We start from the raw sequence: 20,205 nt of genomic DNA, 5'->3' as shown, positions 1-20,205 counted from the left end.
GCTACCAGTTGTATTTCGCGCTGGCCAGCACCGTGCGCTCGTTGCCGAACACGCACACCGCGTAAGACTGGCAGCCGCTCACGTAGCGGCGGTCGAACACATTCGCGACATTCAGCGCGAACCGCCAGTGACGCACCTCGTAGTGCATCGCGAGATCGTACAGCGTGGCGCTCGGCACCGTCAGCGAATTGTCAGGCGCGCCGGCCGACGCACTCTGGTAGCGCACGCCGGCGCCGACTCCGAGGCCCGACAGCGCGCCGGTGTGCCAGGTCCAGTCCGTCCACAGCGACGCCATCTGCCGCGGCAGCGGCACGGACACCGGCCAGTTGTTCAGCGATGCATCGTTCGCCTGCACGTTCTTGACGTCCTGATAGACGTACGACGCGACGATCGACAGCTCGCGCGTCACGTTCCCGACCGCGCTCAGTTCGATCCCGCGCGAACGCACCTTGCCGGTCTGCACGGACGACGTGCCGGTGGGGTCGAGATTCGTCGGCGTCGGCGTCACGACGTTGGTCTGGTCGATCCGATAAACGGCCGCGGTGAGCATCAGGTTCCGGCCAGCCGGCTGCCAGCGCAGCCCGGCTTCGGTCTGCTTGCCGCGCGTCGGTTTCGGCAGGCCGCCGCCATACATCCGCACGCCGATCACCGGATCGAACGACGTCGAATAGCTCACGTAAGGCGACCATCCCGCATCGCCCTGATAGGTGAGCCCGACGCGGCCCGAAAACGCACTGACGTCCTGCTGCGTGCCGATGCCGGCCGCCCGGTCGTCGAAGCGTGCGTTCACGCGATCTTCACGGCCGCCGAGCGTCAGCGTCCAGCGGTTCCAGCGGATCTGGTCCTGCGCATACGCGCCGAGCGAATTCATCGCCGTGTACTGATCGACGTGCCCGAGCGACGTGCGGCCGGAAAAGATCGCGGCCGTCACCGGACGATAGACGGGGTGGTACAGGTTGAGCGACGGCGCGAGCGCGAGCCATACGCTGTTGGTCGTCGTCTGCCGGTCGAACTGCAGGCCGAGCAGCAGCGTGTGCTCGAGCGGGCCGGTGGCGAAGCGCGCCTGCGCGCGATTGTCGATGTCGAGCCGGCTGTAGTTCAACTGGAACAGGCCGGCGAACCGCATCATGTTCGTCGTGCTGCCGGGCATGAAGCCGTTGCCGAACACCGTCGCGTCGTCGAGCGACAGGCGCGACCAGCGCACGTCCTGTTGCAGCGTCCAGATCGGGTTCACGCGATGCTCGAGCGCATAGCCGAGCGACCATTGTTTCTTCCGGTAGTCGTTGAACGTCGGGTCGCCCATGTAGATGTCCTGCGACAGGCGCCCGTTCCGATTCGGCAAGACCGTGCCCGACGCCGGGAGGAAGTTCGACGAAATGTCGCCGTGATCCTGCAGGAACGAAGCGGACACCGTCAGCGACGTGTCGGCGGTCGGCCGCCAGCGGAACGACGGCGCCACCGCGACGCGCCGGTCGGCGTTCGGGCCGGTCTCCGCATTGCCGTCGCGCGCGATGCCGACGAAGCGGTACGCATATCGGCCGCCCGGATCCAGTTTGTCGCCGATGTCGAGCATCGTCTGCTTGCGCGCATCGTTGCCGATCTGCACGCCGGCTTCGCGCACGCGCTCGCCGTCGGCCAGCTTCGTATGTGCGTCGACAATCGCGCCCGGCTCGCCCGCGCCGTACAGTACCGACGTCGGCCCGCGCAGCACGGCGATCGAGTCGATCGTGTAAGGATCGACGCGCCAGTTCGCGATGACCGCCGTGTTCGGCGCCGCCACGCCGTCGACATACAGCGTCGGCGTGAAGCCGCGCAGCGCCGCATACCAGTCGGTTCGCGTATCGGAGCCGAACGTCGCGAAGCCCGGCACGTAGCGCAGCGCCTGGTTCAGGTCGGTCGCGCCGGTCATCTCGATCTGCTGCGCGGTCACGACGTTGGTCGTCTGCGGGATTTCGGCGACCGGCGTGTCGGTCCTCGTCGCGGTGGCGGTACGCAACCCGACGAGCCCGAGCGACGCGCGGCCGGCCTCGCCCGTCACGTCGATCTTCGGCAGCAGCGCCGCCGCATCGGCCGGCGGCATTACCGCCGCGTTCGATGCCTGCGCGTGCGCGCCGCCCGCGGCCGCCACGCACAACGTTCCCCCGGCCGCGATCGCGATTGCGCGTCGCACCGAACCTGTTGCCGTTCCCATCGTTTAGCTAGTGTCTCCGTCGTGCTGCCCGGGTGCCGCCCACCCGGTCGTGTTTCGTTGCGGGGCTGGCCGGCGGTGCGGGCCTGTCGCGCACGAGTCGGTGCGCGTCGTTCGATTGCGTCGTTTTTGAGCGCCTGAATGATATCGGCGCGACGTTGCGCGGTCTTTAGAAAAAACGCCTGCGAGCGCGAGATCGTTCACCGCATGCCCGCATTGCCGTCACACCCGCGCAAGCCAGCGTCGAGCGCGACGCGCCCCACGTCGCGTGTAGCGCAGACCGTTCGTTCAAACCTGGGGCGCTGCTCGTCATCGTGTCGATCTCCGATTCTTGTCGTTCGTGGCTTCACCGGTATTGGGCTTGCCGCGGCGTGCGGACCGGAGTGCGATATAAGCCCGGTCATCCGTCGTACGACGACCGTATGAAATAGTGGGAATATATCGCTCTGCACACCTGAAAAGTCTGCCACCTGCATGCCGGCGACGATCATATCTCGCAAACGTATCAATCGCCATTTTTTTCCGCTTTCTTAGCATGTTAATCAACTGCCGCGCGACAATCTGCTATCTGAAAATTTGGCACGACGCCGCAAATTCGTGGTCCTCGGCACCCGCCGTTCCGTTACAATCCGCGTCGTCATGCGATGACTGATTTCGCCGCACGACATCGCTTGCCTCCCGTGAGACTCGTCAAGGAACCCACGCGACATGCACGACACCCCTCTCCTGCTTGAATCGAACGCGCGCGTTTCCCGGCGCACCTTCCTTTACAGCGTCGGAGCGCTCGCGCTGTCGGCATGCAACGGCTCCGGCGCAAGCGAGAACGTGCGCGGCGTCACGACCGCGGCAGCGGCGGGCGGCAACCGTGCGCTCGCACGCGTGGCGACGGGCACGGCCGCCGTCACGACCCGCACCGCGTTCGTCCATCCGGGGTTGCTGCACACGCAAGGCGATTTCGACCGGATCGCGCAGAAGGTCGCGGCGGCCGCATCGCCGTGGCGCGACGGCTGGAACACGCTGATTGCAAACAGCCATGCGCAGTTGTCGTGGTCGCCGCGCCCGCAGGCCGTCGTCACGCGCGGCGGCACCGGCGCGCAAAACTATCCGGTGCTGTACAAGGACATCGCGGCCGCCTATGCGTGCGCACTGCGCTGGAAGGTGTCGGGCAACAAAGCGTATGCAGACAAGGCCGTGCAGATCATGAACGAATGGTCGTCGACGCTGCAGAACCTCGCGGGCGATTCGAACGTCGACCTGGCCGCCGGCCTCTACGGGTACGAATTCGCGAACGCCGGCGAAATCATGCGCACGTATTCCGGCTGGGCCGCGGCCGACTTCGCCGCGTTCCGCGCGATGATGGCCGACAAGTTCTACCCGATCAACGCCGACTTCCTGAATCGCCACAACAACACCGACATCACGCACTACTGGGCGAACTGGGATCTGTGCAATATCGCGTCGATCATGGCGATCGGCGTGCTGTGCGACGACCACGCGAAGTTCGACGAAGCCGTCAACTATTTCATCGACGGCGCGGGCAACGGCGCGATCGCGCAGGCCGTCTATTACCTGCATCCCGGCCACCTGGGCCAATGGCAGGAATCGGGCCGCGACCAGGGGCACAACACGCTCGGCATCGCGCTCGCCGGCGCGATCTGCGAAATGGCGTGGAACCAGGGCATCGACCTGTACGGCCACGACAACAACCGCTTCCTCGCGGGCGCCGAATACGTTGCAAAAGCGAATCTCGTGCAGCCGGACGGCACGTTTCCGACGGTGCCGTATGCGCGCTACGCCAACGTCGACGTCACGCAAGCGCAATTCTCGACCGGCAGCCAGGGCGCGATTCGTCCGTGCTGGGCGCTCGTCTACAACCATTACGTGAACCGCAGGGGGCTCGCCGCACCGTGGTCCGGGAAGTTCGCGCGCGCGATCCAGCCCGAAGGCGGCGGCGGCAACTACGGCGAAACGAGCGGCGGCTACGACCAGCTCGGCTACGGCACGCTGACCTGCACGCGCGATCCCGTTGCGCCCGCAACCGCACCGAGCGGGCTGACCGCGTGGCCGGCCGCCGGGCACGTCGTGCTGTCGTGGTGGGGCATCGCGAACGCGGCCAGCTACGACGTGAAGCGTGCCGCCACCGCGGGCGGTCCGTATACGACCATCGCGACCGGCATCGTCGATCCGTTGACGTATACCGACCACCCGGCCGCGGGCGTCTGGTACTACGCGATCAGCGCGCGCACCGCATCGGGCGAATCCGCGAATTCCGCGGAAGTGGCCGCATCGACGGCCCTGCAACTGCATACGCTGCTGACGTTCGACGAGACAGGCGGCACGAGTGCGGCGGACGCGAGCGGCAACGCTCATGCGGGCACGCTCGTCGGCGGCGCATCGCGCGGGGCCGGCAAAACGGGCAATGCGGTGTCGCTCGACGGCTCGACCGGCTACGTCGCGTTGCCGAACGACATCGTCGCGGACGTGTCGGATTTCACGATCGCGGCGTGGGTCAACTGGCGCGGCGGCCAGACGTGGGCGCGCATCTTCGATTTCGGTTCGGGCACCGGCCGCTATCTGTTCGTCACGCCGAAGAGCCACGGCGGCACGATGCGCTTCGCGATCACCACCAATGGCGGGCATGGCGAGCGCACGATCGACGGCAACGCGGCCCTGCCGGCAGGGCAATGGGCACACGTCGCCGTCACGCTGGCGGCCGACACCGCGACGCTCTATCTGAACGGCAATGCGATCGGCTCGGCGAACGACGTGATCTTCGCGCCGTGGCGCATCGGGAAAACCGCGCAGAACTGGATCGGACGTTCGCAATACCCGGGCGATCCGTTCTTCAACGGGTTGATCGACGAATTCCGCATCTATCGCGGTGCAATGTCGGCCGAACAGGTGAAGGCGCTCGCGCAGGGAGCGTGATGCGCGCGGCCGCCGGCCGCACGGCCGGCGCCTACAACATCGCCTGACTGATCAAGCCGTACTGCACATATACCGGGTCGGACGCGCCGCGGTGCGCGTCGGCCGGCGCGTTGCGAACCATCTTCGAGCAGGTGTCGACGCGTTTCAACCCCTGCGCGTCGAGCCAGTCCGGCAAGCTCGTTCCCGACGGTACGTCGATGCGAACGAATTCGTTCTCCCGCGCGCTCAGCCAATGACTGATCAGCGCCTTCGCGTGCGCATCGTCGCTCGAACGCGGGGCGACGACCGGGCCGACCACGTAACCGCGGCCGAACCGGCGCAGCACTGAGAATCCGGCGATCTCGCCATCCTGCTCGAGCACGACGCTTTCGCCCCGCTTCATCAAGGCCGACATCAGCGCGTCGCGCTCGAGGCCGGAAGCACGCGCGTCCAGCTCGACGAATCGGCTCAGGTCCGCAGGTGTGCCGGCCCGCAGTCGAGCGCCGTCGGGCAGCGCCACCGCCGCGGGCCGACTCACGTTCCCTTGAAATTGATCCAGCGATCCGCACACGTTGAAACCGAGCTTTTCGTAGAGCGGCTGGCCGGCTGGCGTCGCATGCAGGAACACGATGCGCTGTCCCAGTTCGTCGAGCAGGATCTCCATCAGCGCGCGGCCGATCCCGCGGCCCTGATGCTCGGACGACACGATCACGTGTCCGATCGCGGCACGGCCCGCACCGTACTTCCAGCACATCGCCGTACCGATGACCACCCCGTTTTCCTCGGCCGCGAACGCGATCGAGGTGTCCGCGGAAAACTGCCAGTCCTCCGCCCTGAACGGCCAGCGAAGCGCCATCGAGAGTGCGTGGGCCGCCGGGACGTCGGCCGCGGTAAACCGTCGGTAGTTCAGCGCCGTCGCGGCGCCGGAAGCGTTCATCACGTGTTCGTCGTTCATCAATGTCATCCATTCGAAATGGCGCAGTTTCACAAACCGACTATAGGAAGGAATGATTTTCCTGTGCCTAACGATCTATAAATTCGCCATTAATAAAAACTTAACGCCGAGTACGCGCATGACCATTCAATGCGCCTCGACTGCCGACCGGGTCGGCATCACGCACAGCGTCACGGCAATCGCGCGAAATACTGCCGTGCCAGCGCAACCCAGTACCGGACACCCGCCGGAATGATCTCGTCGTTGAAATCGTATTTCGGGTGATGCAACGCCGGCGACGCCGATCCAACCGGCGCATTGCCGATCAGCACGTAAGCGCCGGGGCGCTCCTCCAGCATGAAGCCGAAGTCTTCGGACGTCATGTTCGGCGGCACATCGGGATACAGGCGTTCGTCGCCGAACGTGTCGCGAATCACCGCTTCGCACAGCGCCGTCTCGGTCGGCGTGTTGACCGTTGCCGGGTAGTACTGAAAGAATTCGACGACAACCTGCGCGCCATAAGCCGCCGCCAGCCCTTCGCACATGAGCCGGACGTCGCGCTGCAGCTGCTGCTGCAACGCGGACGACAGCGTGCGGATTGTGCCGCGCAGCTCGGCCGTGTCCGGAATGACGTTGTCCGTCGTGCCCGCATGGAACATGCAGACGGAAATCACCGCCGGGTCGACGGGATCCTTGTGCCGCGCGGCGATCGTCTGGCACTGCAGCACCATCGAGCACGCAAGCGGAACGGGATCGACGCCGAGGTGCGGCTGCGCCGCATGCGCGCCCTTGCCGGTGATCGTGATCCTGAACCGCGAGCCGGCGGCCATGATCGGGCCGGTGCGCAAGCCGAAATGCCCGGCCGGCAAACCGGGCCAGTTGTGCATGCCGAATACCGCCTCGGTCGGGCATTGCTCGAACAGCCCGTCGTCGATCATCTTGCGCGCGCCCGCACCGCCCTCTTCCCCCGGCTGAAACACGAAATGGACGGTGCCCGGCAGCTGCGGTAGCTCTTTCAGCACGCGTGCGGCGCCGAGCAACATCACGGTATGGCCGTCATGGCCGCACGCGTGCATGATCCCGTGCGTGCACGACGCATGCGCGAAGTCGTTGGCTTCGTGGATCGGCAACGCATCCAGATCGGCGCGCAGGACGATGCCGCGGCCCGGATCCGCGCCGGGCAGGCTCGCCACGACGCCCGTGCCGCCGAGCCCGCGCGACACCGCATAGCCGAGCGCTTCAAGCTCGCGGGCGACGACGTCGGCCGTCCGGTGTTCTTCGAATCGCAGCTCGGGATGCGCATGCAGGTCGCGGCGCAGCTTCGCCCAGTGCGCGTGATGCGCTTGCAGCGATGTGTCGGGGATGACGGGGTTTTCCAATTTCGGCACCTTCGAAAAGTAGACGGCTGCGTCAGTCGTAATAGCCGACGATCGACTTGATCTCCATATACTCCTCCATCCCTTCGATCCCGTACTCGCGACCGTTGCCCGACTGCTTGTAGCCGCCGAACGGCGCCTGCGGATCCCATGCCGGGTAGTTCAGATGCACCTGCCCCGACCGGATGCGCGCGGCCACCGCACGTGCGCGTTCCTTGTCGGCGCCCTGCACATGCGCGCCGAGCCCGTAGACGGTGTCGTTCGCGATCGCGACGGCTTCGTCGACCGTATCGTAAGGAAGGATCGCGAGCACGGGCCCGAAGATCTCCTGCTGCGCGATCGCCATGTCGGTGCGAACCTCGGAAAAGATCGTCGGCCGCGCATAGAAGCCGCGGTCGAATCCCGCGGGCCGTCCGGGGCCGCCGGCGATCAGCTTCGCCCGTTCGCCGATGCCCACGTCGATCATCTGCGCGACGCGACCGAACTGCGCGCGATTGGCGAGCGGCCCGTGCGTCGTCGCGTCGTCGAACGGATCGCCGACGATCAGCCGCTGCGCTGCCGCGACAGCCAGTTCCTCCACCACGCCGAGCGCATCGCGCGGCACGATCATGCGGGTCGGCGCGCTGCACGATTGCCCCATGTTGCGGAACGCGGCGGCCACGCCCGGCCCGATGGCCCGCTGCAGGTCCGCATCCGGCAACACGATGTTCGGCGATTTGCCGCCCAGCTCCTGCGCGACGCGCTTGACGGTCGGGGCCGCCGCCTGCGCGACGAGCACGCCCGCGCGCGTCGACCCGGTAATCGACACCATGTCGACCTCGGGGTGCGACGAAAGCGCGGCACCCACCGCGTCGCCGCTGCCGCTCACCAGGTTGAACACGCCCGCGGGCACGCCCGCATCGGCGATCACTTCCGCGAACAGCAGCGCGCTGAGCGGCGACAGCTCGCTGGGTTTCAGCACCACCGTGCAGCCTGCCGCTAGCGCGGGGCCGACTTTCGCGGTGATCTGGTAGATCGGCCAGTTCCACGGCGTGATCAGCGCGCACACGCCGATCGGCTCGCGTACGACCGCGGTCGTCCCGCGCCGCGAAACGAACGGGTAGCGGGCCAGATTGTCGCGCGCGACGCGGATATGTTCGGCTGCGAGCGGCACATGGGCGCCGCGTGCATAAGCGATCGGCGCGCCCATTTCCAGCGCGAGCGCCATGGCGAACGATTCCGCACGCTCCAGCATCAATGCATGCACGCGGTCGAGCAGCGCGGCGCGTTGTTGCGGCGAGGTCGCGGCCCAGCGCTCGAACGCGTTGCGCGCGGCCTGCACCGCGCGGTCGGCATCGCGTGCATTGCCGAGCGGGATGTCGCACAGCGTGTCTTCGGTGGACGGGCAGACGACCGCGAACCGGTCGCCGCCATCGGGTAACACCCAGTCGCCGTCGATGAAGAAGCGATCGAGCCTGCCGGCTTCCTTCAGATGACGAAGCGGTGAATTGACGAGTGAATTCATTGCAGCGTGTCCTTTAGTCGATACCATGCGCCGACGAACGGCAGAAACCACGGCTTGCCGAAATGCCCGGGAATCGCGGGCCAGTCGAAGCTTTTCCACGGATTGAGATCGGCGCGTCCATCCATGATCTCGGCCATCAGCGTGCCCATCAGCGTCGCCATGTGCGTGCCGTGGCCGCTATAGCCCATCGAGTAATACACGCCGTCGCGCTGGCCCGCGCGCGGCAGGCGGTTGGCCGTCATGTCGACCATCCCGCCCCAGCAATAGTCGATGCGCACAGCGGCTAGTTCGGGAAACACGGCGGCCATCTGCTGTCGCAGGATCGCCCCGCTCTTTTCGTCGGAGCGCGGATTCGACGCGGCAAAACGCGCGCGCCCGCCGAACAGCATCCGGTTGTCGGGCGTGACGCGGAAGAAATTGACGAAGTTCTTGGTGTCGGTGACCATCCGGCGGGTCGGCAGCAACCGGTCGAGCAACTCGCGCGGCAACGGCTCGGTGACGATGATGAACGCGCCGACCGGCACGATCCTGCGCCGGATCCACCCGAACGGGCCGACCTGCGAGATGCCGCTCGCGAGCAGCACCTGGCGCGCACGGATCTCGCCGAGCGGCGTTCGCACCGCGTAGGCGCCGCCCGCCTCCCGCGTCATGCCGAGCACCGGCGCATGCTCGAGAATGTGCGCGCCGCGCGCCTGCGCGGCGTTCGCCAGGCCGCGCACATAGCGGCCGACGTGCATCCCCGCACTCTTCTCGAAGATCAGGCCGCCGTGATAGCGGTTCGAACCGATCTCGTCGCGCAGTTCCGCCTTCGTCACCAGGCGCGTGTCGGGGTCGACGCTGGCGGCGAGCAGCGCGTGGCTTCGCACGAGCTTGTCGTAGTGCTCGGGCTTCGCCGCGAGCTTGAGCTTGCCGCGCCGCGCGAAAGCGCAATCGATCGACTCCTCCCTGACCAGCCGCTCGACCGTATCGACACCCGCATCGAAAGCGAGATACAACCGGTTCGCCAGTTCCGTGCCGATGCGCTGCGACAGCGACGCGTAATCCTGCGCGAAGCCGTTGTTGCACATGCCGCCGTTGCGTCCCGACGCCGCCTGCCCGACGGTACCCGCTTCGCAGACGACGACACGCGCGCCCTTTTTCGCCAGCGCGAGCGCGGCCGCCGAACCCGTGATCCCGCCGCCCACCACCACCACGTCGCAATTTCCGTCAGGCCGCTCGGTCGAGCGGCTCACGAACGGCTCGGACGTATCGAGCCAGTAGGAACCGAAACGCATCAGGCACTCCATTGTCGGCAGCACCGGGCTGCACAGCACGGCGAGCATTCACCACACCGATCCGACCGCTCGCGCGCCGTCCGGATCGAAACGCATCATCCCGAGGCCGCCACCATCGTTCCCGTGACGACCGCGGACTAGAAATCCGCGACCTTGCCCCATGCGGACTCGCTGAACCGGCCGGGCCGGTACGGCGCCGGGTCCACGAAAGGTTGCGCACCAGACGCGAGATCGGCGATCAGGTGCCCGGCGCCCGGGCCGATCCCGAAGCCGTGACCCGAAAACCCCGCCGCGAGGATCAGCCCCGGCACGCCCGGCACTTCGCCGATGCCCGGCACGCCGTCCGGCGTGCTGTCGACGAACCCGGCCCACGCGTGCGTGATCTTCGCTTCGCGCAGTTCGGGCAACAGTTCGGCCGCGCGGCGGTACGTTTCGGCGACCGTCGGCATGTCGGGCTTCGGATCGAGAATGCGCACGGCTTCCATCGGCGTCGGCGCGTCGAGGCGCCAGCGCTTCAACGTTTCGTGGCCGCCGCGCACGCCTTCGAGGCCGCCCGGCAGCAGATTGCGCCAGCGTTTCGCGAACATCGGCACGAATTGCGGCGCGAAGCGCAGGAACTGCGGCGTCAGGTCCACGCGCGCGCGGCCGCTGATCGCCAATGCGTAGCGCCCGTCGCTGCGGCGCGTGATGGACACGCCGGACGTGTACATCGCATCCGGCAACGGCGTTTCGACCGGCGACACGCTCAGGATCGACTGACGGATCGACGCTTGCGGAAACCGGATGCCGAGCTGGCGGCAGAACGACGACGCCCATGCACCGCCGGCCATCACGACCGTTCGGGTCTTGATGACGCCCGCCTCGGTGACGACGCCCGCGACCCGGCCGCCTTCGAGTTCGATGCCGCGCGCCGCGCAGTGCTGGTGGACACTGCCGCCCAGCTTGATCAGCGCGGCGGCCACGGCCGGCGCGGCCTTGCCTGGATCGGCCGTGCCGTCGGTCGGCGAGAACACGCCGCCCTTCCACTGCCGCCCGGTTGCCCGTCCGCGCTCGGCGGCCTGCTTGCTGTCGAGCATGTACGTGGTCACGCCCGCGGTCTTCGCGAATTCGCCCCAGCTGGCCCAGCGGGACAGTTCGGCCTCGTCATTGCTGAGATACAGCAGCCCGCAGCGATGAAAGCCCGTGTCTTCGCCGGATTCGGCCGCGAATCGTTCCCACAGATCGATGCTCTTGCTCGCCATCGGCAACTCGCGCGCATCGCGGTTTTGCTGGCGGCACCAGCCCCAGTTGCGGCTCGACTGTTCGGCGCCGATGCGGCCCTTCTCGACGAGCGCGACCGATATGCCGCGGCGGGCCAGATAGTAGGCGGTGAAGACGCCGATGATGCCGCCGCCGATCACGACGACGTCGGCCGCGGCCGGCGGCGTGGACAAGGTTTCGATATGGCGCAGCGGAGGGGACATGCTCAGTCTCGTTCGGTGGAGGGTTTGGCGTTCTGCATCACGTAGAACTTCGCCACGCGTTCGCTGCTTTCCCACCCGATCGACGCGCCGCGCGGCACGAACAGCGCGTCGCCGGTACCGAGCGACTGCACGCTGCCGTCGGGCGCCGCGAACCGGACGCCGCCGTCCAGCAGGAACATGAACTCGTTCGCACGATGCGGCCGGACGATCCGGTGATACGGCGTCGAATCCCATGTGCCCGCGCAGTACCCGGCGCCGTCGTCGGTGAACACGTTGTCGCTGCGGCATTGCGGCGCGGGGCCGAGCAGTACCTCGGCCGCCAGCGTGGCGGACGGTTTGAAGTCCGCGTCGGCGTGCAGTGCAAAGACGCCGCGTTTCGTCGGTTGCGCGCACGCTGCCGCGCAGAACATCAGCCGCACCGGCGATTGCGCGGCGATGCGCAGCGCCGTGCCGCCGCCGATGACGGCGCCCTGTCCCGGGCCGACCACCAGCGGTGCGGCCCCGCCCGCTTCGAGCGTCAGTTCGCCTTGGACGACGACGAGGGTTTCGATGTGCGGAAAGCTCGGCACGTCCAGTTCGCCCACGAAGCCGATGCGCCCCGCGGCCATCGCGTCGGGGCCTTCCCACGCGATCTCGCGATGCGACGCGAACGGATCGCTCGCGCCGAACGCCTGCTTGCGGAACGCGGTGGAAGGCGGTGCGCCGTCGGCCCGGTGCAACACGAAAACTGCGGTCATTTCTGCTCCTGTGCAGTGCGTGACGGATTCGTTCGAAAGCTGTCACGCGATATCGGAAAACGTCGTTCGCCGGCTCTCCTGCCGGACATCCTCAGCGGGGCATGTCGTCCATGCCTGTGCTTACGCCGCGTGACACGACGCATCGCGGCGTTCGCTGCGCATGCGCGTCGATGGCGCTCGCGCCGGCGCGCCGCCCGTGCGGGCGACCACGTAATCGCGCGGCGTGATCCCGAGCACGCGCCGGAAATGCCGGCACAGATGGCTCTGATCGAAGAAGCCGACGTCGGTCGCGACGACCGACGGCGCGAGACCGGCGCGCAACAGGTCCTGCGCCCGCCGTATCCGCACGAGACACAGATACCGGTGCGGCGACAGCCCGGTTTCGCTGCGAAAGCGCGCGGTGAAACGCGACACGCTCAACCCGGCCACCGCCGCGAGCGTGTCGAGGTTCAGCGGCTGCGCGAACGACGCGTCGATCGTGCGCAGCACGTCGCCGATCGCCGGCGACACGGGCCGCGCGACACGCGGCGCGCGGGGAATCGCGCCGTCGATCGGATCGTGGAACGGAACAGCCATGCTCGCCGCCCTCATGCCGCCGCCCGCACGACGGCGAATGGACCAACGAAACGCACTTTCATGTCGAATCTCCTGGGCGCTCGCTTCAATGCAGGAAATCCTGCATCCGGTAATACGCGCCGACGAGCGGCAAAAACCACGCGTGCCCGAAATGGCCGGGTATCGCCGGCCAGTCGAGCTCGCGCCACGGGTTCGACGCGGCCGCGCCATACAGCACGTCGGCCATCACGCGGCCCATGTGCACCGACATCTGCACGCCATGGCCGCTGTAGCCCATCGAGTAATAGAGCCCGTCGTGCTGGCCCGCGCGCGGCAGCCGGTCGGCGGTGATGTCGACGAGGCCACCCCAGCAGTAGTCGAGCCGCACGCCGGCCAGTTCCGGGAAATAGCCGGCCATGCCGGCGCGCAGGACGTCGCCGCTCTTCGCGTCGGAGCGCGGGCTCGACATCGCGAAGCGCGCGCGGCCGCCGAACAGCAGCCGGTTGTCGGGCGTCACGCGGAAGTAGTTGCCGATCTGGCGCGACGTCACGTATGCGCGGCGATGCGGAAACAGCCGGTTCAACTGCGCGTCGGGCAGCGGCTCGGTCACGACGATGAAGCTGCCGACCGGCGCGATGCGTCGCCGGAACCACGTGAACGGCCCGTGCTGCGATGCGCCGGTCGCGACCAGCACGCGATCGGCGACGATCGTGCCGCGAGCGCAGGTAATTCTGTGGCGCTCGCCGTCGAGCCGGTCGAGCTGCGTGACGGCCGCGTGCTCGTACACGCGTGCGCCGGCCCGCACGGCCGCTTGCGCGAGCCCGACGCCGAACTTGCCCATGTGCATCTGCGCGCCGTTGCGCTGCAGGAGCCCGCCGTGGAAACCGTCGGAGCCGACTTCGTCGCGGATGTGCGACGGGTCGATCAGCTCGATGTCCGGATCGACGTCGCGCCGCAACGCGTTGAAGGTCTTTTCAAGCCCCGCGAAATGCTGCGGTTTCGCGGCGAGCTTCAGCTTGCCGGCGCGCCGGAAATCGCAATCGATCGCCTGTTCGGTCACGATCGTCTCGACGCTCTTCACCGCGCTTTCGTACGCGCGATAGAACTGCTTCGCCTGCGCGGCGCCGATGCGCGCGGCCAGCGACGCGTAGTCCTGCGCGACGCCCGTATTGCACTGGCCGCCGTTGCGGCCGGACGCTTCGCCCGCGACCTGCGCGGCTTCGAGCACGACCACCGAGACGCCGCGCTGCGCGAGCGCGAGCGCTGCCGACAAGCCGGTGAAACCGCCGCCGATCACCACGACGTCGGCCCGCCCTTCGACGGGGCCCACGCTCCCGGCGCGAAACGCGGGTCGGGTATCCAGCCAGTACGATTCCAGTTTCATGGGATCCTTCTTGTGCATGCCGGCAACGACGATCGGCGACCGTTCAATGAGAATCATTTAATCACCGTCAAAAACCGCAGTTGCCGCGTATTCGCGCACGGCACGCGTACAAATTGCCGTTTTGCGCGACTGCCGCAGCAGACTATGCGGCGCGCCGTTCACCGCACCGTGCGATGAACGGTTCGCGCGCCACGCACTACAGCTGCACCGGCGTGACACCAGCGGGAATCGGCTCCGCCTGGAAGCGCGCGAGATCCTCCTCGCTGCGATGGCACAGCACCTGCGCGCCGTTCCCGAGCGTGCGCAGCGACGGGGCCGTCCGGTTGCACACGCCGTCCACGCGCATCGCGCAGCGCGACAGGAACGGACACAGCTCGGCCTCGTTCTCGCGCTCGCCGATCGGCACCAGCGGCCGGTGGCAACGCTCCGCCGCATCGTCGAGCCAGCCCGCGCGCAGCTCCGGCGCCGACGACACGAGCAGATGCGAATACGGGTGATAAGGCGGCGCGCACAGCGCATCGCGACTGCCGGTTTCAACGCGGCGGCCCGCATACAGCACGACGATGTCGTCGCTGATCGCGCGCACCTTCGCGATGTCGTGCGTGATGAACACGTACGACACGCCGAGCTTCGCCTGCAGGTCGCGCAGCAAGTCCATGATCGCGGCGCCGACCACGGTGTCGAGCGCCGACGTGACTTCGTCGCACAGGATCAGGTCGGGCTCGGCCGCGAGCGCGCGCGCGAGGTTCACGCGCTGCTTCTGTCCGCCGGACAGCTCGCCGGTGCGCCGCGCGGCCACCGCCTGCGGCAGCCGCACGAGGTCGAGCAGTTCCGCGACGCGCTGCCGCGCCCGCGCGCCCTTGATCCCGTGATAGAACGCGAGCGGTCGGGCCAGCGTGCGCTCGACGGTATGCACCGGGTTGAGCGCGGTATCGGCGTTCTGGAACACGATCTGCACGCGGCGGTGCTGCTCCTTGGAGCGCTTGCCGATGTCGAGCGCGAGCGGCTCGCCGTCGAGCAGGATCTGCCCGGCCGTCGCCGGCACGAGACCCGCGATCACCTTCGCGAGCGTCGTCTTGCCGGAGCCGGATTCGCCGATCACGCCGACCGTCTGCCCGCGCCCGATGCGCAGGTCCACTTCGTGCAGGATCACCTTCGCGGGCCAGCCTTTCGCGGTGCGGCCGCCGTAGCCGGCGACCGCGCCGCGCACGTCGAGCAGCGGCGCGGGCGCGGCCTGCGCGAATTTCGCATCGCGTTCGATCGCGCCCGGCGTGACGGCCGCGATCAGGCTTTGCGTGTACGGATGCGCCGGCGCGTGCAGGATCTGTTCGGTCTCGCCCGCTTCGCGGATCTGGCCGTCGCTCAACACGACGATCCGGTCGGCCATCTGCGCGACCACCGCCAGGTCGTGCGACACGTACACCGCGCTCATTCCGTAGCGCCGGATCACGTTCTTGAACGCCTGAAGCACGTCGATCTGCGTGGTCACGTCGAGCGCCGTCGTCGGCTCGTCGAGGATCACCAGCTCCGGATCGGTAATCAGCGCCATCGCGGCCATCAGCCGCTGCAACTGGCCGCCCGACACCTGGTGCGGATAGCGCTTGCCGATCGTCTCCGGCTCGGGCAACGCGAGCGCGCGGAACAGCTCGACCGCCTTCGCCTGCGCATCGCGCTTCGTCATCGTCCTGTGGATCAGCGCGCTCTCGATCACCTGGTCGAGAATCGTGCGCGACGGGTTGAACGCGGCGGCGGCGCTCTGCGCGATATACGCGACCTTGCGGCCGCGCAATGCGGTCAGCGCCTGCGCGGACAGCGTGCATACGTCCGTGCCGCCGAGCTTCACCGAGCCGCCGGCGATCCGGCAGCCGGCGCGTGCATGGCCCATCAGCGACAGCGCGATCGTCGTCTTGCCGGAGCCCGACTCGCCGATCAGCGCGAGCACCTCGCCGCGCGCGACGTCGAAGTCGACGTCGTGGACGATCGTCGTTTCCACGCCGCCCGGACGGCCGCCGACCACGCGCAGCCCGCGCACTTGCACGAGCGGAGTCGATTCATCTCGCATCAGCGTTCTCCCGCGGCCGCGGCCGCGCCCTTGCGGCGGCCGCGATGCGGCAGGCCGTCGATCAACAGGTTGACGCCCACCGTCAGGATCGCGATCGCGACCGCGGGCATGATCGCGACGGCCGAGCCGTCGCCGAGGCTGGCGATGTTCTCGCGCACGAGCGAGCCGAGGTCCGCATACGGCGGCTGCACGCCGAGCCCGAGAAAGCTCAGGCCGCTCAGCAGCAGCACGACGAACGTGAAGCGCAGCCCGGTGTCCGCCAGCATCGGGTGGATCATGTTCGGCAGCATCTCGACGCACGCGATGTACAGCGCGCTCTCGCCGCGCGCCTTGGCCACCTGCACGAATTCGAGCGTGCTGATGTTGACGGCCAGTGCGCGCGCGATCCGGTACGAGCCGGGCATGTAGCTGATCGCGGCGGTGAGGACCAGCAGCGGCAGCGACGAGCCGAATGCGGCGACGAACATCAGCGCGAACATCTTCGACGGAATCGACGTGAGCGCGTCGAGCAGCCGGCTCATCGTCTCGTCGACCGCGCGGCCCGACACGGTCGCGAGCAGCCCGAGCGTCGTGCCGGTCACCGCGGCGAGCAGCACCGCGGCCAGCGCGAGCAGCACGGTCAGCCGCGTGCCGTACAGGATCCGGCTCAGCATGTCGCGGCCGAGGAAGTCGGAGCCGAACGGCAGCTTCGCACTGAACGACGCGAACACGTCCGGCGTGACGATCGCGCCGACGTCGTGCGGCGCGATCAGCGGCCCGAACACCGCGACGAACAGCATCAGGCCGACCATCGACAGGCCGACGCGGCCGCCGGTCGTCAAGGCGATGCGCGCGGCGCGGCGCTTGCGCGGCTGGTCGGGGGCGGGCGCGGCAGGCGGCATGCTGCCCCGCCCGAGGGGCGGGTCGCCGGATGGCGGCAGCGCGCTGCTGCGTTGTACGGGTTCGATCGGTTGCATGGGCGGCATCTCGGAAGGAAAACGAAACACTCAGGTGCGCAGTCGCGGGTTCGACACGATCGAGCACAGGTCGGCGAACAGCACCAGCGTCAGGTAAGCGACGCAGAAGATCAGCGTGCAGGCCTGAACCAACGGGAAATCGCGGTTGCTGACGGCGTCGACCATCAGGCTCGCGAGGCCCGGATAGTTGAAGATCGTCTCGACGACGATCACGCCGCCGAGCAGATACGACAGGCTCAACGCGATCGCATTGGCGATCGGGCCGATCGCGTTCGGCAACGCATGGCGCAGCACGACGCGCGCGGGGCTCGCGCCCTTCAACACGGCCATCTCGACATACGACGCGCTCAGTTGCTCGATCACCGCGGCGCGCGTCATCCGTGCCATCTGCGCGATCACGACCGCGCACAGCGTCAGCACCGGCATCGCATACGCACGCAGGAAATCGTGCAGGCTTTCGATCGGGCCGCTGTACGACAGCGCGGACAGCCAGTGCAGCTTCACCGCGAACACGAGCACGGCGACCGTCGCGATCAGGAATTCCGGCGTCGCGACGAGCGACAGCGTGCCGAGGCTGATCACGCGGTCGATCGCCGACTCGCGCTTGACCGCCGCGAGGATCCCGAGCAGCAATGCGATCGGCACCGACACCGCGGTCGTGATCGCCGCCAGCGTGAGCGACTTCGGCAGGCGCCCGCCGATCAGCTCCGACACCGGCATGTCGCCCGAAAACGACCGGCCGAAGTCGCCGTGCAACAGCCCGCCGAGCCAGTGCAGGTAACGCACGTGCGCCGGCATGTCGAGACCGAACTGCTGGCGCAGCGCGGCGACCGTCTCCGGCGTCGCCGACTGGCCGAGCGCGGCCTGCGCGGCGTCGCCCGGCAGCAGGTTCGTGATCGTGAAGATGATCGCGGATACGATCAGCAGCGTCAGCGCGGTGACCGCGATGCGCCGGCCGATCAGGCCGATGAGAATTCGGTTCATGGAGTCGCACTCCCGGAAAAGCCGCGTGCGGCCGGCGCGGTGGTCCGCACCGGCCGCGCGACGGCGGCCAGCCACAACGTCATGCGTTCCACCACACGTTCTCGGCGAACGTGAAGCCCATCATCGGCCCGGTGGGGATCGAGCCGAGGCCCGCGAGCCGCTTGTCGTAACCGTCGAGGAAGCTGATGAACGCCGGAATGCCGACCCGGCCCTGCTGCGCGACAATCACCTGCATGTCGCCGTACATCTGCTTGCGCTTCGCGTCGTCGGTTTCCGAACGCGCGGCGAGCAGCAGCTGGTCGAACTTCGCGTTCTTCCAGCCCGACTCGTTCCACGGCGCATCCGACTTGAAGAACTGCGTGAACAGCACGTCGGCGCTCGAGCGCGGGTTGATGTTGCCGAAGGTGAGCGGGTGCTTCATCCAGTGGTTCGACCAGTAGCCGTCGGGCGACGCGCGGTTGACCTGCAGGTTCAGCCCGATCTTCTGGCCGGCCTGCTGCAGCAGCACGGCCATTTCGATCGACCCGTTCGCGTCGGACGTCGCATAGACCGGCGGCAACGTGGCGCCGAGCGCGCCCGCCTTCTTGAACAGGAACTTGGCCTTGTCCGGATCGTGCGCCCGCTGCGGCAGCGACGCGTTGAAGTAGCGGTGCCCCGGCGGAATCGGCTGGTCGTTGCCGATCACCGAGTAGCCGCGGAACACCGCCGTGCGGAGCTGCTCGCGATCGAACAGGTACTTCATCCCTTCGACGAAATCGGGACTCGAGACGATCGGGTTGTCGCTGCGCATGATCAGATCGGTATAGAGGCCCGACTTGGTTTCCTTCAGCGCGTAGCCCGGCGTCGACGAGACCCGCTGCGTCGAGCGCGGATCGATCGCGTTGATCAGGTGCACGTCGCCCGACAGCAGCGCGTTCAGGCGCGCTGCGCTGTCGCTGATGCCGATCAGCTCGATCTCGTCGAGATACGGCCTGCCCGGCTTGAAGTAGCTGTCGTTGCGCACGCCGACGGTCGACACGCCCGGCTTGAACGACTTCAGCTTGTACGGGCCGCAGCCGATGCCGGTCGAGAAGTCGGTCGTGCCGTCCTTGACGATCACCAATTGCGGCGTCGCGAGGATCACCGGCAGGTCCGCGTTCGCGCTGGCGAGCGTGAGCGTGACTTCGTCCGGGCCGCTCGCCTTCGCGTCCACGAACTGTTCGGCAAGCGTCTTGACCTTCGACGCGGTGGCCGCGTTCTTGTGGCGCATCAGCGAAAACACCACGTCGGCCGGGCCGACCGGCTTGCCGTCGTGGAACGTGACGCCCTTGCGCAGCTTGATGATCCACGTCTTCGCATCGGTCGTCTGCAGCGACTCGGCGAGGTTCATCTGCGGCGTCAGGCTCGCATCGAGCTGCGTGAGGCCGCTGTAGAACATGAAGAAGCGCGTGTAGTCCGCGCCCGTCGAGCCCTTGGCCGGGTCGAGCGTATCGGCCGTCGAGCCGGCTTCGTTCGCGACCCGGATCTTGCCGCCGCGCTTCGGCGCGGGCGCGGCGAATGCAGAGCCGGGGGTCATCAGCAGTCCGCCGGCGCCGGCGGCCATCATGCCGCTCGCCGCCATGACCTTCATCATGTCGCGGCGCGTGAAGCCGCCCTTGCCGCCGTTGTCGATATCGTCGCTCATCCGAACTGCTCCTGACTGTGGAAAGTGGGGTCCTGGGTCCAGCGTGGTTCTCGAATCCCGCCGCGCCCGCTTGCTGGTGGCGGGCGCAACGTCGTACACATGCAATTCATTTAAGCATCGCCAAAATGCGGTTTGTCGCGATTCGGGCGGCCCGCACGATACGAATCGACCGTTTTGAGCGGCCCGCGCAGCATGAATTGCTGCGTGCACGCACGTGT

General features: G+C 67.7%; 14 protein-coding genes. 1 reads left to right on the top strand and 13 read right to left on the bottom strand.

The genetic code is table 11. The features are described from left to right. Position 1 precedes the first annotated feature (1 nt). The gene (locus FFI87_RS31015) at positions 2-2,191 is read right to left on the bottom strand and encodes a TonB-dependent siderophore receptor (RefSeq protein ID WP_138850365.1); all 2,190 of its coding nucleotides are present in this window, start codon (positions 2,189-2,191) and stop codon (positions 2-4) included. Positions 2,192-2,896: 705 nt separating this feature from the next. On the opposite strand from FFI87_RS31015, the gene FFI87_RS31010 reads away from it, so the two are divergent. Continuing rightward, the gene (locus tag FFI87_RS31010) at positions 2,897-5,116 is read left to right on the top strand and encodes a LamG-like jellyroll fold domain-containing protein (protein WP_138850364.1); all 2,220 of its coding nucleotides are present in this window, start codon (positions 2,897-2,899) and stop codon (positions 5,114-5,116) included. Positions 5,117-5,147: 31 nt separating this feature from the next. Here FFI87_RS31010 and FFI87_RS31005 read toward each other — a convergent pair whose 3' ends face one another. The 12 genes from FFI87_RS31005 to FFI87_RS30950 all read right to left on the bottom strand — a co-directional run bounded on the left by FFI87_RS31005 (position 5,148) and on the right by FFI87_RS30950 (position 19,987). Beyond that, positions 5,148-6,050: a GNAT family N-acetyltransferase gene (locus FFI87_RS31005; protein ID WP_138850363.1), complete on the bottom strand. Its 903-nt coding sequence runs from the start codon at positions 6,048-6,050 to the stop codon at positions 5,148-5,150. A 170-nt stretch (positions 6,051-6,220) separates the two neighbouring features. Next, positions 6,221-7,408, bottom strand: coding sequence for a M20 aminoacylase family protein (locus tag FFI87_RS31000; RefSeq protein ID WP_138850362.1), 1,188 nt, complete (start codon positions 7,406-7,408; stop codon positions 6,221-6,223). A 31-nt stretch (positions 7,409-7,439) separates the two neighbouring features. Then, a complete protein-coding gene (locus FFI87_RS30995; RefSeq protein ID WP_138850361.1) occupies positions 7,440-8,909 on the bottom strand; it encodes an aldehyde dehydrogenase family protein in 1,470 nt (489 codons plus the stop codon). Beyond that, entirely contained in the window at positions 8,906-10,183 is a 1,278-nt protein-coding gene (locus FFI87_RS30990) for an NAD(P)/FAD-dependent oxidoreductase (protein ID WP_138850360.1), read from the bottom strand. Before FFI87_RS30990 ends, FFI87_RS30995 begins: the two co-directional genes overlap by 4 nt. Positions 10,184-10,320: 137 nt before the next feature. Continuing rightward, complete coding sequence (locus FFI87_RS30985; protein WP_012372400.1) at positions 10,321-11,646, bottom strand: NAD(P)/FAD-dependent oxidoreductase; 1,326 nt, start codon at positions 11,644-11,646, stop codon at positions 10,321-10,323. A 2-nt stretch (positions 11,647-11,648) separates the two neighbouring features. After that, a complete protein-coding gene (locus FFI87_RS30980) occupies positions 11,649-12,383 on the bottom strand; it encodes a cupin domain-containing protein (RefSeq protein ID WP_138850359.1) in 735 nt (244 codons plus the stop codon). A gap of 120 nt (positions 12,384-12,503) precedes the next feature. Then, positions 12,504-12,959 carry a helix-turn-helix domain-containing protein gene (locus tag FFI87_RS30975; protein ID WP_012372398.1) on the bottom strand — a complete coding sequence of 152 codons (456 nt, stop codon included), beginning with the start codon at positions 12,957-12,959 and terminating at the stop codon, positions 12,504-12,506. A gap of 85 nt (positions 12,960-13,044) precedes the next feature. After that, positions 13,045-14,379, bottom strand: a complete 1,335-nt coding sequence (locus FFI87_RS30970) for an NAD(P)/FAD-dependent oxidoreductase (protein ID WP_138850358.1) — start codon at positions 14,377-14,379, stop codon at positions 13,045-13,047. Positions 14,380-14,518: 139 nt separating this feature from the next. Beyond that, entirely contained in the window at positions 14,519-16,384 is a 1,866-nt protein-coding gene (locus FFI87_RS30965) for an ABC transporter ATP-binding protein (protein WP_138850357.1), read from the bottom strand. After that, positions 16,384-17,340 carry an ABC transporter permease gene (locus FFI87_RS30960; RefSeq protein WP_138850356.1) on the bottom strand — a complete coding sequence of 319 codons (957 nt, stop codon included), beginning with the start codon at positions 17,338-17,340 and terminating at the stop codon, positions 16,384-16,386. The genes FFI87_RS30965 and FFI87_RS30960 overlap by 1 nt, the downstream gene beginning before the upstream one ends. Before the next feature lie 30 nt (positions 17,341-17,370). Beyond that, on the bottom strand, positions 17,371-18,324 hold the full coding sequence (locus FFI87_RS30955; protein WP_012372394.1) for an ABC transporter permease: 954 nt from the start codon (positions 18,322-18,324) through the stop codon (positions 17,371-17,373). 79 nt (positions 18,325-18,403) lie between these two features. After that, positions 18,404-19,987, bottom strand: coding sequence for an ABC transporter substrate-binding protein (locus FFI87_RS30950; RefSeq protein ID WP_012372393.1), 1,584 nt, complete (start codon positions 19,985-19,987; stop codon positions 18,404-18,406). Positions 19,988-20,205 lie beyond the last annotated feature (218 nt).

The organism is Burkholderia sp. KBS0801, from assembly GCF_005937855.2.
GTDB lineage: Bacteria > Pseudomonadota > Gammaproteobacteria > Burkholderiales > Burkholderiaceae > Burkholderia > Burkholderia ambifaria.
This window is presented reverse-complemented; position numbering and strand designations above follow the sequence as displayed.

Excerpts from the sequence above, each read along its gene's own strand:
- FFI87_RS30965 (WP_138850357.1), bottom strand. The coding sequence starts at position 16,384 with ATGCGAGATGAATCGACTCCGCTCGTGCAAGTGCGCGGGCTGCGCGTG.
- FFI87_RS30970 (WP_138850358.1), bottom strand. The coding sequence starts at position 14,379 with ATGATTCTCATTGAACGGTCGCCGATCGTCGTTGCCGGCATGCACAAG.
- FFI87_RS31010 (WP_138850364.1), top strand. The coding sequence starts at position 2,897 with ATGCACGACACCCCTCTCCTGCTTGAATCGAACGCGCGCGTTTCCCGG.
- FFI87_RS30960 (WP_138850356.1), bottom strand. The coding sequence starts at position 17,340 with ATGCAACCGATCGAACCCGTACAACGCAGCAGCGCGCTGCCGCCATCC.
- FFI87_RS30980 (WP_138850359.1), bottom strand. The coding sequence starts at position 12,383 with ATGACCGCAGTTTTCGTGTTGCACCGGGCCGACGGCGCACCGCCTTCC.
- FFI87_RS30955 (WP_012372394.1), bottom strand. The coding sequence starts at position 18,324 with ATGAACCGAATTCTCATCGGCCTGATCGGCCGGCGCATCGCGGTCACC.
- FFI87_RS31005 (WP_138850363.1), bottom strand. The coding sequence starts at position 6,050 with ATGAACGACGAACACGTGATGAACGCTTCCGGCGCCGCGACGGCGCTG.
- FFI87_RS30985 (WP_012372400.1), bottom strand. The coding sequence starts at position 11,646 with ATGTCCCCTCCGCTGCGCCATATCGAAACCTTGTCCACGCCGCCGGCC.
- FFI87_RS30950 (WP_012372393.1), bottom strand. The coding sequence starts at position 19,987 with ATGAGCGACGATATCGACAACGGCGGCAAGGGCGGCTTCACGCGCCGC.
- FFI87_RS30990 (WP_138850360.1), bottom strand. The coding sequence starts at position 10,183 with ATGCGTTTCGGTTCCTACTGGCTCGATACGTCCGAGCCGTTCGTGAGC.
- FFI87_RS31015 (WP_138850365.1), bottom strand. The coding sequence starts at position 2,191 with ATGGGAACGGCAACAGGTTCGGTGCGACGCGCAATCGCGATCGCGGCC.
- FFI87_RS30995 (WP_138850361.1), bottom strand. The coding sequence starts at position 8,909 with ATGAATTCACTCGTCAATTCACCGCTTCGTCATCTGAAGGAAGCCGGC.
- FFI87_RS30975 (WP_012372398.1), bottom strand. The coding sequence starts at position 12,959 with ATGGCTGTTCCGTTCCACGATCCGATCGACGGCGCGATTCCCCGCGCG.